The following is a 12,916-nucleotide window of genomic DNA, read 5'->3' as shown; positions in this document are numbered from 1 at the left end:
CGGGTAACTTTGCACTTGGCGTAAACTATGGCTGGGATTTACCATTCCAAGGCGAGATTGATGACTTAATAGTATATGACTATGCCCTTGGTAACTTAGACATCAATGCAGCTGCTATCAATAACTTAACTGATCCAACAAAATTCGCTGGTTTTGTAAAAGATGCATTAGATTTAGGTGATGTATCAGCAGTGCGTGATAACCTCACTCTACCGCGTGTTGGTCCATTTGTATCCGGTATCAGTTGGACATCAAATAATGAAGAATACCTAAAACCTGTTAATGGCACAGCTATCGTTAATCAACCAAGTGCGTTGGCAGGCGATCAAATCGTCACCTTAACTGCAACGATTAACTATAAAGGCTTCACTGACACTAAAACCTTCGATGTTACCGTTAAATCACTTGCCCCTGCGCAATATAGCTTTGAAGGTGATTTAGCTGAGCTTGAAGGCGTTTACGGTAAAGGTAACGCAACCGGTAACCGGATAGATAACCAAGGCGGTGCTGTCACTTTCACTGACGGTATTATCGGTCAAGCTGTACATCTAGATGGTAATGTTGGAGTGAGATTACCTGATAACTTAATTACAACGAATGACTATTCAATTTCACTGTGGTTAAAACCAGATGTATTTACCAGTTACACGACTGCATTCTTTGCCGGTGCAAATTCGTCAACGTGGTTAAGCCTTGTCCCATCAATGGATGGTACTGATAAAACTCGACTTTGGGCAACTACGGGCGCATTTTTCGATAACGGTGAGCTTGATACTCGTATACCTAAAGACAAATGGACTCACTTAGCCATGACTGTCGATGGTAGCAATGGTGATACACTAAAAATGTACGTAAATGGTGAATTAAAACTTGAAGCTGCAGGTTTTCCACGTGTATTCACTGTTGCAGGCGAGACCAATGAATTTGCGTTAGGCGTAAACTATTGGGATACGCCTTATGCTGGTGCAATTGATGAGTTAAAAGTATTCAGCGGTGCAATTGATGCTGATGCAATTAAAGCACTCTTTGATGCAGCAACTGCACAAGAATAAACTATTTTGGGCGAGCTGCCTTGCCCAATAGTTTGTTGTCGTGAAAAGCCAGACGAGAGTCTGGCTTTTTTATTTATCAATTATTTCAAAAAATCACTTATCTTCTACCGTACCATTTGTACTATAATAACAACTTAGTAAGGGCTATGTACCGTATTCTTATGTTCTTATACCCTGTTTTTACTTTGCCAAAATGACAGCATTTAAAGTTATTGCTAACGGCGGCTGAATGGACACCTTATTTCCTTTAGAGCATATGCTGTCTGAGATTAATTCATATGGTTACTTAGTGATAGCACTGGGCAAAAGGCAAAACAGCCTTGATGACAAATTCTTAAATAAGGCCAGAAATAGCATGCTCCCTCACGTCATTGATTGGATTAGAGCACAATTTGCGAATCTGCTCAGTGAATTTTACCAAAGCGCAAATCTGAAAAAAATCGCTATTGCAGGTCAATTCTGGGATGGCGCGCAACTTTTTGCTACAGCAAACTATAAGCTTGATTGGCAATTAAAAGATAAGCAAAGCAATTTTAAAGGAATGATTATGAACGTATCAAAACTTAAACGGCTTTTATGGGCCACATTTTTTGCTACAGCAGCAGCCAGCGCAAACGCAGAACCATTAACCCAAGTCAGCGTGGCACAGGGCAAACTTGAAGGCACGGCCCAGCAAAACTTAGCCGTATTTAAAGGCGTGCCCTTTGCTAAACCACCGGTTGGAGAGTTGCGCTGGAAAGCCCCTCAACCTGCCGAAAAATGGCAAGGTGTGCTTAAAGCACAAGCGTATGCCCCTGCCCCAATTCAAGCAGACGATCCCGTATCTGGGAGCAGTGAAGATAGTTTATATCTGAATATTTGGACGCCCGCGCAATCAAATAATGAAAAGCTCCCGGTGCTCGTTTGGATCTACGGTGGTGGCTTTAGCTTTGGCAGTTCATCAGATCCTATTTTTGATGGTAGCGAACTTGCCAATAAAGGCGTGATAGTAGTGTCTATTGCTTATCGCGTTGGTCAATTAGGTTTTTTAGCCCATCCTGAACTTAATAAGGAAAGCCCAGTTGGCGTATCAGGTAATTATGGGTTGCTCGACCAACTAGCCGCCTTAAAGTGGCTTAAACAAAACATTAGTGAGTTTGGTGGTGATGCAAATAATCTTACCATTGCGGGTGAATCTGCGGGCGGCATTTCGGTTAGCATGCTTGCCGCCTCACCGTTAGCTAAAGGGTTATTTAACAAAGTTATCTCGCAAAGTGGTGGTTCATTTGGTCCTACTCGCATTAAGAACTACCCCGGTGAAAACATGTCAACCTTACAACAGGCTCAAACAGAAGGTTTCGACTATGTAAAACAGTTTGGCACAAGCTCCATTGCACAACTGCGAAAAATGAGCGCAAAAACTTTTATACCAAAAGGCTGGTCACTTCCCGGTGGTTGGCCCATTGTTGACGGCTATGTGATAAAAGACGACCAATATAAGCTCTATCAGCAAGGCAAGTTTAATGATGTACCTGCTTTAATTGGTTATAACTCGGATGAAGGCGTCAGCTTTGTGTGGGACCCTGATGTTAATAATTTTGTTGATGGAGTAAAGACTCGCTTCGGTCAATTTGCGCCAAGTTTACTTGAGGCTTACCCTGTTGCAAAAAACAGCATCCCTCGCAGCGCCCGTAATCTGGTGCGTGATGCTGCCTTTGGTTGGCATACTTGGAGCTGGGCTAAGTTACAAACTGAACATGGAAGAGCCCCTGTTTATTTATATTACTTTGATCACCATCCTGAGCGTAAACTTGGCGGCAAAGATGAAGATCATGGCTCTGGCCACGGTCATGAAATAGCCTATATGTTTAAAAACCTTAATAAAGCAGATCCGAATGTAACTAAAAATGATTTAAAAATGTCAGATATAATGGCAACCTACTGGACTAACTTTGCCAAAAATGGCAATCCAAATGACGATGCATTACCAAATTGGCCTGCTTTTAATAATGACAAACCCAGCACTATGTATTTTCAACAGCAACCAAAAGTCGGCCCAGTGCCCGACAAACAAGCGCTAGAAACACTTGATCAGTATTTTAAATGGCGCCGCACACCAGCCGGTGAAAAATGGGCTAACCAAGTTCGTTAGTCTGCAGCTATCCAAATAAAAGCCAAATTAATATTTGGCTTTTATTTACATGCCTCCCCTTTAGTAACGCCTCTTTCAGCCGATAAGTATGATTAAATCACATTATAAAGAGCCATGATGCAGATACATAAACCACTGGGACAGCCAATTGCGTCACCATCAGAGTCTACGGTAAAAAGTAACGATACTACTGGCTATCGTTTATCAGAAAAAGAGTTAGACAATATATCAGGCCGGGAAACTAAAGAGAAAGCAGAAAAAGAGGCCAATTCAGATATGCCCGATCACATCGCTAAAATGATCGAACAGCTGAAAAAAATCAAAGAACAGATTGAACAACAAAAAGAGCAACTCGAAAAGTTAAAAGCGCTAGATAACCAGCAAGATGAAGCTGTTAAAGCACAAGTCGAAGCGCAAACTAATATGATTGTATCAATGCAAGCTCAAATGGGTTCGTTAGTTCAAACCATCGCTGAAGCGATGAAAGAAGCTGGTATTACCGACACAGGTGCACTTGTCAGTGCCATGGTGTGATCAACTGAAATCGCGATTAGTTGTTACTATTGTAGTACTGCTCATATTCTATTATTAGCAATCGTGTTTTTAGCTATACTTAAATAAGCGCAATATCAACAATTAGGCATAATTATGAGTTATAAAAACTGGCCAATCGCTAGGCAGATTGGTGCACTCGTATTTCCTTGCTACAGCAATTTTTACTGACAAAAGTAAATCGGCCATTAAAATGCCTTCTGCTACCAGGCGCAATAAGCTTTGCAATTTAATCACCAAAATAATTAGTGATTGTTTAATCGATAGATTTTTAGTTAAAGGAACCGCTTTTTATTTGTAGATACTTTTCGATAGTTTTATCTTTCTTATCTGATGCAAGCACTTCATCTAAAGATTTCTGAATTTTTGTTATCATTTCATCTGATGTTTTTTTATTAGCTATCATGTAATAGCCACCTTCGTTCGACAGTAAATAGGCTTTTTCAATTGCTGACTGATCATAGCCCAGCGTTTTCATTTGATAGGCTAAAGCTAATGGATCTCCAGGGATCAGATCTGTCCTTTTTTTAAATAAAGCTTTTAATATTTGTTCTGAATTAACAGTAACATAGTAGTCTATATTTTCTTGAAAGTGATTACGCTTAAGGAATTGCTCAACTGAACCGCCCATCAGCACACTAGTTTTATATTGTTTGATATCTGCGATTTTGTTGATCTGTATATCAGATCGGGAATTTAATTTATACAGATATACCTCTCTGGTGTGCAAAGGGCCAATCCATTTATACATATTTTCGAGCTCAGGAATGCGAGCTACTGTAAAAAGCAAAGTGTTAGGAGTTTGTTGGACAGTGTATAAAGCGCGTTTAAAAGGATAAACTAACAGTTTGTATTTGATGTTCGCTTTTTGCAGCGCGGCTTCTACTAACTCTGTGCTAATACCAACTAGCTTACCACCTTTGTTAAAATTATAAGGTGGCCAGTCGTTCAACAAAATTGTAAGTTCAGGCTCTGGATCCTGAGCATTTGCATTTATATTTGACAATAAACTCAATAATAAAATCATTCTTAATATCATGAGGCTTCCTATTCCTGTGCCTGCTTCTATCTATAAAAAGCGCTATTTTTTAAGTTTATTTTATAATTATCTTTGGCTTTACCTTACATATTAGCAGCCTACGCTAACATTACACTTGGTTCACTGTATCTTACAATTATGGACAATCAAATTGTACCTTTGCTGCGTCACCTTACACTAATTAAATTAGCGACAACAGCTTAAAATACAACCACCTTTTATATTGAGCGAATCGCTTAACTTTGGCAGTTTGTTAAAAAATACTAAATGTACAGGCCGCGAGTGCACTTTATTAATGATGGCAATAACACGACTATTCAAATGTAAGTTCATAAAATTAAAACGCACGCTACATACACATAAAAAAGCCACTATCGAAACAGTGGCTTGGTGAGAGTCGAACGCTTATTTACATTTACTTTGGTTCGCGTAAATGGAAAATTTGGCACTTGTTACCTAAATCAGGTTGTTGTGCAAAATTAGTTTTATCTGCAAGGCCACAATCACTTAAACCCAGTGCTTGCTTTGTATAACGGTTGATCAACATCACGCCGCCACCTTCAACAGGGGTTATACGCCATTGTGCTGTTTTAGTTTCGCACGAAGCCATTTCAACGTTAGCGCCAGGCACTAAAGCATTGTTTGCCACAGCAGCGCAATAATCGCTATCTAGGTCTTGTTTTAGAGCAACGTAGCCTGTGTCTGTTGGCGCAAAGAACCATTGCTGGGCATCGCTGTGAGTAAACGCTTGTTGCTCAACATTAGTACCCGCTTTAACAGCTCCTGCAACGCTCAATGCTTTACCACTTTGTTGGCTCATTACCGCGACACTACCTACAGGCTGTAACTGCCAATCAGCACATGCAGTATCTTTACCTTGTTGTAAAACCGCTTGATTTTGCGCGGCTGAACACCCTGCTACGGCTAATGGTTTTTCAGTGTAACGGTTAGTAATAGTGACATTACCATCAGTGCTTGGTGCTACTTTCCATTGCTGACAGAAGTTATTACGCCACGCTGCAGATTGTATTTTCGCATTATCAGCATCACTGCAATTAGCCAGCTCTAAAAACTTGCTGTCTTCACGATTTGCTAAACGTACAAAACCATCTGTGGTGGCATCAATCACCCATTGACCATTGGTGCTTGCACATTGGCGTTGCACGGCACGCGCATCTTGAGGATCCGCTGCAATATCTAAACATAAACCGCTGGTTGCATTAACTAAGTTATAACGCTGACCTTGCACACGAGTTACAAGTGGCCCGTATTCACCTGATGGTGGAGCAACTTCAACACCCGGTGTAACAGGTTTTGCAAAGTTTGGCGTGCCATCCTTATTCCAAGTAAATTTTTGCGCACGTAAAGAACGTGTGGCACTACAACCATGCTCTACTGAGTCATTGCCATGGTATACCAGCCAGTCTTCACTGCCATCGGGTGAGGTAAAAAAGCCATTATGGCCTGGGCCAAATACTTCATCAGTACGTTCAAATACAGGCTCGTCAAACTTCTTCCAGCTGTTTGCATCAAGCGGATCATCACCTACAAGTTCTAACATCCCTAACTTGTAGTCTGGGGTGTTACAAAAGCTTGCTGAGTAAGTCATAAACGTGCGACCGTTATGCTGTAAAATCTCAGCGCCTTCGGTAACTTTACGGCCACTGATCTCCCAATCGAGTTCAGGACGTGTGATCACCGTGTGCGGTGAATTCTTTTTCAATGTCCACGGGTTTTCCATTTCAGCAATAATGTTTAACTGTTGATCTCCTTGCCACTGTGAGTAGATCACATACAGTTTGTCTTTATAGTTTAGGTAGTTACCATCGATATTCCATACATCAGGCATGAGTGCGCCTTTGTATTCATACGGACCCATTGGGTCGTCACCGGCACTTTCTAATACATTCAGATGTTGGTTATCTAAAGTACCATCAGTTCCTGCTGTATACATCATGTACCAACGGTAGCCGCCAGAGCCTTTAACACGATGTAATTCAATCGCACAAAAGTTACAACAACCAGCACGCTCGGTCGCTGACCATACATTTACTGGGGTTGCATCGGCAAGTCCTGCTAAAGTAGGTGATTTACGCCTCACCAATTCAGATGTCCATGTTGTCGTCGTTAGGTAATAGTTACCATCCCAGTACTCAAGCCATGGATCGGCACCATTAGGAAATAATGGATTAGTGAATACGCCATCATCTTGCGTGGGTGCTTTTGCGCTCGCGATTGGTGCTGCATCTTGTGTTTGTTGTGTGTCTGCGCGGGTTGTAGATTCACACCCTGTAAGTGAGCTTAATGACAAAGCGAATAAACCTACAAGGCCTGTTGCTTTAGCAGTACGCTTTAATTTAGTGCGCAAGTGATGTTGTGCATTCATTGTTGTTATCACCCTTAGTTATTATAACAAACCCGCTATTGGGGTTTAATTTTATAGAAAACAGTTTTGAGTTGAGCTGTTGCGCCTCAACCTGTGTTAATTTTTTACCTGCGCTAAGTAGCTGGGCTGAACTGAAGTTACTAAAGCTTAAGTCAATATCTAACGTAATAGCTTTATCCTGCGCATTAATACCTGCAACATACCAGTTGCAGCGAGAACGTCTCGCCATCACCACATGCTTACCTGGGCTGCCTTGCAAGAGCCTTGTTTCATCCCACAGAGTAGGCAGCGATTTCAAATAAGCTTTTACTGGTTCTGAAACTTTCGTCATTTGCTCAGGCGTTGTCACTAAGTGCTGTACCCCAGATGTAAATAAAATCGGCAGCGCGAGCTCAAAGGCATTATTGGTTTTGCGTTCAATATTAGGAATATCACCAAGTACCATAGGTGTAAAATCCATTGGATCAAACACGTTCCGAGTAAACACTAAGGTCGCTGCATGCTGCGCTTCTTTATCGGCAAATGCTTGAAAAAAGCTTATCATCTCAAAGCCTTTTACTGCTTCGGAGGTCATTAGATTAGGATACGTTCGCTGCAAGCCCCTTGGCAAAGTGGTGCCATGAAAATTGACCATTAACTGATGTGCTGCTGCGTCTTTCAGCATAGCTTCGTAATAGGCCATCACAGATGAACCATCACCCGGGAAGAAGTCGACTTTAATGCCTTTAATTCCCATAGCTTGAAGTTTTGCAAAATGTTTAATGCGATCAGCACGCGTTAGTAATGCACTTTTAGGAGAATAAACCGTGTTATTCCACGCGCCTGATGAGTTATACCAAACCCATAAATCAACATTTTTTTGCTTAGCATAGGCTGCCAACTGCTGCATTTTCTCCCAGCCTATTTTTTGATCCCAATCCGCATCAATCAATACATATTGCCAGTGCATATCTGCTGCATAATCAATGAACTGTTTTTGCACAGGAAAGGTTGTAAAGTCATCCTTTAATAACCCCCAACTCCAAGCAGCAATCCCCGGTTTAACAAAATCAGTGTTAGTTAGCTGGTTTGGTCGGGCTAAGTCAGTCCCTAAAGTAGACTCAGTAACCGTTTGCAACGTGCCAATTACCAATAAACGCCAAGGCGATAACAGCGGCAGTGTATGCTCTGGTAAATAGCCACCATTAGAAGTAACTTCACGCTGATCAGGAAAACGAACCTTAAACTGCCCTTGGCTATTATTGGTTAAATTAGTACCACTGTAATAGTCTTCACCACCAGCTTCTGAGATTAAAATATACTGCTCTTGGTGCTTAAATAATGCCGGATACACCCAGCCATTATTGGTTATTGCAGGGGTCGTTAATGCTGTCGCTTGTAAATATTCTTCTTCATAAGAAGGGTTAGTATTCATCCAGCCAGATTGTGCTTCGGCCTTAGGCTGCAACCACGCAACTGTTTCAGCTGGAAAGTTAAACCCTGTTTGTTCACTCATTACCACACGTGTATCTGTGGTTTGGCCAGCTAACTCATAGCGAAAAGCAACCCCATCATTACTGACTTGAAAGCGAATATTCAGTGCTTGGTCTTGCTGATTAGTCACGCTAACAACCGTGCTGTTAGCATGGTAATCAACCAACTGCTGCTTACCAGTAAAAAGCTGGTAGCTGTCATTTACTGTGGGCTGTTTTAAAACTGCGGCTAATCTCAATCGCTTAGTAAAGTCAGTATTATTAAGCGTGATACCTAATAAAGAAGGCTCAATGACCTTATCGCTACGTGACTGTAGTTGATAACTTAGCTGCCCTTGCTCATCCAAATCAACCAATACAGTTAACTGCTGATCCGGGCTGCGAATGGTCGCAACCTCAGTCGCTTGCGCCGCAGTTGTTATCACTAAGGCTGCAAACAGCAGCCCTATTTGATTAACAACGTGCATTACTTAGTACCAAACTCATACACGATACGAGTTGAGTAAACCTCACCAGGGAGCAGTGTCGTGCTTGGGAATGTTGGCTGATTAGGCGCGTCTGGGAAGTGCTGTGGCTCTAAACAAAAACCACTTCTTAATTTATGTACTAAACCAGAGGCTTGTTTACTGCTGCCATCTAAAAAGTTGCCCGAGTAAAACTGTACCGCTGGCTCTTCTGTATACACAGTCAAGGTACGCCCTGAGCTTGGTTCATACACATTAGCGGCTTCAATCAAATCATGATTAGGCTTGTTTTTAAGTACAAAGTTATGGTCATAACCTTTGCCAAGCTTGAGCTGCTCATCATCGATATCAATTTCTTTGCCAATCGCTTTTGGATTTCTAAAATCAAACGGCGTACCCGCCACTTGCATCAACTCACCCGTTGGGATCAAACCGCCATCAACAGGGGTAATTGCATTTGAATTAATTTGCATTTGGTGATCAAGAATATCGCCCTTACCTGCTAAGTTAAAATAGCTATGCTGGGTCATATTAATGATGGTGGGCTTATTAGTTTTTGCCACAAATTGCATATCTAGGGTATTTTTGTTGGTCAGTGTATAGGTAACTTGTGTTGTAAGCTCTCCAGGGTAACCTTGGTCGCCATCAGGGCTCACTAAACTGAGTGTGACACCCGCACTGTTTTCTGTACTAAATGGCACCATGGTCCAGACTTTTTTATCAAAGCCCTGTACACCACCGTGCAAGTGGTTATCACCGTCATTTGTGGCTAACTGATAGTCGGTGCCATTTAAGCTAAATTTACCATTGGCAATACGGTTACCAAAGCGGCCAATGATCGCGCCAAAGTAAGTGGTTGCATTGGTATAATCTTCTAAGTTATCCAAGCCTAAAACAATGTTTCCCATATTGCCGTTGCTATCTGGCGTTTCGATGCGCGTTATGATGCCGCCATAATTGATCACATCAACGCTCACACCATTACTATTGGTTAGCGTTACTTGGTTGATCGGAGTTTGATCTGCAAGCTTGCCATAAGCGTGCAGTAATGCAGAAGGTGAATTGCTCATATTGTCTCCTTGGTGAGCACACGCGGGGGTTAAGGCAATTGAAAAGGACACTGCCACTGCAAAGATACCGCGAGAGAATTTTTTAATAGATGCTGACGACTGATGAACCGCTGTTAGGCGCTGAGTTACACATTGCAATGACATACCAATAACCTTTTTATAATTGTATTTATACTTTTATAATACAATATAGTAGTCAATTGCAAATTTATTCGCCTAAGTTTTTAGTTGTATTTTGCCGTTTTTAACTAAAATACAGTCCATACCTGCCGCCGCTGCTGCCTGATAACCTATTTGCGTGTCTTCAAACACCACACAATGATTTGGCTGTACACCAATTTGTTTGGCAACCGTTAAAAAGGTTTCTGGGTGTGGTTTACCGTGACGAACATCACTGGCCGTGACTAACGCATCAATTTTATCGATTAACCCGGTATGAGTTAAATGATCAATGGCATGCTCGCGGTCTGCACCAGTACCTACACCAATTGGCATTTTGCCATGGTAATAATTTAATATATCGACTGTCTCAGTAATGATTTCTGGTTGCTGGTTTAAACCTAACCAAAATTGGTGTTTTTGCTGCGCAATTTCATCCGCATTATGGCTAAGGCCAAATTTTTCATTGAGAATATCAACGGTTGCAAGCGTTGGCACGCCACCTAAACCATACATGTAGTCGTAGTCAAACGGATAGCCAAAAGCTTGGCAGGTCAGCTCCCACGCTTGCAAATGTGCGCCCATCGAATCGATTAGCGTACCATCCATATCAAAAATAATGCCTTGGTATTTTGTTAGACTTAGCATTGTTACTCCTAAAATTAAAAGCCCACAATAGCATAAGCCAGCGCTAGGCTGGCTTATGAAAACAACATATTATTGTCTACTTGCGCTATAAAATTATAAGCCGCGCTTTAGCATGTAATACGCTGCATTATGGCGTAGTTCTGTTTTGAAACCACGGATGCTGGTATCAGCATCGATGATCATGGTTTCAACGCCAGCCATTTCAGCAAAATCAACAATCATATCTGTAGTGACCGCTTGGCTGTATGCAGTGTGGTGTGCACCACCAGCATGGATCCACGCAGCAGACGCTACTGAAAGGTTTGGCTTTGGTTCCCACAATGCTGACGCCACTGGTAAGTGTGGTAATTCAGCCGGTGGTGTTACCGTGTCTACTTCGTTGATTAAGATCCGGAAACGGTTACCCATATCAATTGGTGAAACGTTAATTGCCGCACCTGCTTTAGCAGTAAACAATAAACGACCCACATCACATTTCACACCAATTGTATGAGTGTGAACTTCTAGACGCGGTTTTTGCGCTGCAATTGATGGACACACTTCTAACATGTGAGCACCCAATACTTGGTCAGTATCACCCATGTTATAGGTGTAGTCTTCCATGAATGAACAACCGCCTTCACGGCCTTCACCCATTACTTTCATTATGCGTACCATGGCAGCTGTTTTCCAGTCGCCCTCGCCGCCATAGCCATAGCCTTTCGCCATTAAGCGCTGCGTTGCAAGTCCTGGTAAACCTGATAAACCTGATAAATCTTCAAAACAGTTAGTGAATGCTTTAAAGCCACCTTTTTCTAAAAAGCGTTCCATACCAAGCTCTAAACGTGCTTCGTTGCGTAGCATCGATACTTTGTAGTCATCTTGCAACGTTTCATCGCTAATCACATAGTCAGTTTTATATACTTCAAGCTGTGCATCTACTTCGGCATCAGTGACGGTATCAACAACTTTAACGAGCTCCGCTACGCCAAAGGCATGCACTTCATAGCCAAAGGTGATTTGTGCTGATACTTTGTTACCTTCAGTAACTGCAACTTGACGCATGTTATCGCCAAAACGAGCCACTTTAAGTGTTTGGCTTTCAGCCCAACCTTTAGCTGCGCGACACCAATCATCAATTTGCTTTTGTACGTCAGCGCGTTGCCAATGACCTGCAACCACTTTACGCTCTTTGCGCATAACTGTGCCGATAAAACCAAATTCACGGTCACCGTGGGCACTTTGGTGCGTATTCATGTAGTTCATATCAATATCAGCCCACGGTAGCGCGGCATTGAATTGCGTATGAAGGTGTAACCATGGTTTACGTAACTCGTTTAATCCAGCAATCCACATTTTCGCTGGTGAGAACGTATGCATCCATAATACTAAACCCACACAGTTAGGATCGGTGTTGGCAGCTTGGCACACGGCATGAATTTCTTCAGGCGTTTTCACCGTTGGCTTACACACTAAGTTAACCGGTAAATTAGCTTCGCTATTTAAACCAGCCACAATTGCAGCGCTATTATCTGCAACAGTATTTAACACTTTTGGGCCATATAAATGTTGTGACCCAGTTACAAACCAAACTTCTTTCATTGACGACGGCATATATAAATTCCTCTTGTACTTGTTAGCCACGGTTACTTTGGCCGTAGTAGGCATCTTTACCGTGTTTTCTTAAATAATGTTTATCCATCACAGACTTCTTAAGTGCACCGGCATTTTGATCTAAGGTGCGAGTTAAGTAAGCCATGCGAGCAATTTCTTCTAGTAGTGCAGCGTGATACACAGACTGCGCAGCATCTTTACCCCAAGTAAACGGTGCATGTCCTGCCACAATCACCATAGGTGCCGCTTTCGGATCACGGTCTTTATAAGCATCGGTAATTTGAATACCGGTCTCAAGCTCATAATCACCATTTACTTGCGCATCAGTAAGCTCGCGGGTGCAGGTAATG

General features: G+C 42.1%; 10 protein-coding genes. 3 read left to right on the top strand and 7 right to left on the bottom strand.

Annotated elements, in window-relative coordinates; all coding sequences use genetic code 11:
* The 3 genes from H5232_RS20155 to H5232_RS20145 form a co-directional block, all read left to right on the top strand.
* A partial coding sequence (locus H5232_RS20155) for a LamG domain-containing protein (RefSeq protein WP_182831401.1) occupies nt 1-1,052 on the top strand: 1,052 nt, incomplete at its 5' end.
* Nucleotides 1,053-1,281: 229 nt separating this feature from the next.
* On the top strand, nt 1,282-3,183 hold the full coding sequence (locus tag H5232_RS20150; RefSeq protein WP_259399197.1) for a carboxylesterase/lipase family protein: 1,902 nt from the start codon (nt 1,282-1,284) through the stop codon (nt 3,181-3,183).
* Between the two features lie 114 nt (nt 3,184-3,297).
* Nucleotides 3,298-3,717, top strand: a complete 420-nt coding sequence (locus tag H5232_RS20145) for a hypothetical protein (protein WP_259397091.1) — start codon at nt 3,298-3,300, stop codon at nt 3,715-3,717.
* A 289-nt stretch (nt 3,718-4,006) separates the two neighbouring features.
* Here the strand turns inward: H5232_RS20145 and H5232_RS20140 are convergent, their stop codons facing one another.
* The 7 genes from H5232_RS20140 to H5232_RS20110 form a co-directional block, all read right to left on the bottom strand.
* A complete protein-coding gene (locus H5232_RS20140) occupies nt 4,007-4,774 on the bottom strand; it encodes an ABC transporter substrate-binding protein (protein WP_182831400.1) in 768 nt (255 codons plus the stop codon).
* Nucleotides 4,775-5,189: 415 nt separating this feature from the next.
* The gene (locus tag H5232_RS20135; RefSeq protein WP_182831399.1) at nt 5,190-7,160 is read right to left on the bottom strand and encodes an RICIN domain-containing protein; all 1,971 of its coding nucleotides are present in this window, start codon (nt 7,158-7,160) and stop codon (nt 5,190-5,192) included.
* A complete protein-coding gene (locus tag H5232_RS20130; protein WP_182831398.1) occupies nt 7,132-9,099 on the bottom strand; it encodes a glycoside hydrolase family 97 protein in 1,968 nt (655 codons plus the stop codon). Before H5232_RS20130 ends, H5232_RS20135 begins: the two co-directional genes overlap by 29 nt.
* A complete protein-coding gene (locus H5232_RS20125) occupies nt 9,099-10,166 on the bottom strand; it encodes an aldose epimerase family protein (protein ID WP_259400164.1) in 1,068 nt (355 codons plus the stop codon). Before H5232_RS20125 ends, H5232_RS20130 begins: the two co-directional genes overlap by 1 nt.
* A 216-nt stretch (nt 10,167-10,382) precedes the next feature.
* Nucleotides 10,383-10,973, bottom strand: coding sequence for an HAD family phosphatase (locus tag H5232_RS20120; protein WP_182831396.1), 591 nt, complete (start codon nt 10,971-10,973; stop codon nt 10,383-10,385).
* 93 nt (nt 10,974-11,066) lie between these two features.
* On the bottom strand, nt 11,067-12,566 hold the full coding sequence (gene araA, locus H5232_RS20115; RefSeq protein WP_149980044.1) for an L-arabinose isomerase: 1,500 nt from the start codon (nt 12,564-12,566) through the stop codon (nt 11,067-11,069).
* Between the two features lie 22 nt (nt 12,567-12,588).
* On the bottom strand, nt 12,589-12,916 hold a 328-nt coding region (locus H5232_RS20110; RefSeq protein WP_182831395.1), incomplete at its 5' end, for a class II aldolase/adducin family protein.

The organism is Pseudoalteromonas sp. SG41-5, from assembly GCF_014164495.1.
Lineage (GTDB): Bacteria > Pseudomonadota > Gammaproteobacteria > Enterobacterales > Alteromonadaceae > Pseudoalteromonas > Pseudoalteromonas rhizosphaerae.
Note: the sequence above shows the minus strand (reverse complement) of the source record. Positions and strands in the feature narration are given on the sequence as shown.

Excerpts from the sequence above, each read along its gene's own strand:
- H5232_RS20150 (WP_259399197.1), top strand. The coding sequence starts at position 1,282 with ATGGACACCTTATTTCCTTTAGAGCATATGCTGTCTGAGATTAATTCA.
- H5232_RS20145 (WP_259397091.1), top strand. The coding sequence starts at position 3,298 with ATGATGCAGATACATAAACCACTGGGACAGCCAATTGCGTCACCATCA.
- H5232_RS20140 (WP_182831400.1), bottom strand. The coding sequence starts at position 4,774 with ATGATATTAAGAATGATTTTATTATTGAGTTTATTGTCAAATATAAAT.
- H5232_RS20135 (WP_182831399.1), bottom strand. The coding sequence starts at position 7,160 with ATGAATGCACAACATCACTTGCGCACTAAATTAAAGCGTACTGCTAAA.
- H5232_RS20130 (WP_182831398.1), bottom strand. The coding sequence starts at position 9,099 with ATGCACGTTGTTAATCAAATAGGGCTGCTGTTTGCAGCCTTAGTGATA.
- H5232_RS20125 (WP_259400164.1), bottom strand. The coding sequence starts at position 10,166 with ATGAGCAATTCACCTTCTGCATTACTGCACGCTTATGGCAAGCTTGCA.
- H5232_RS20120 (WP_182831396.1), bottom strand. The coding sequence starts at position 10,973 with ATGCTAAGTCTAACAAAATACCAAGGCATTATTTTTGATATGGATGGT.
- araA (WP_149980044.1), bottom strand. The coding sequence starts at position 12,566 with ATGCCGTCGTCAATGAAAGAAGTTTGGTTTGTAACTGGGTCACAACAT.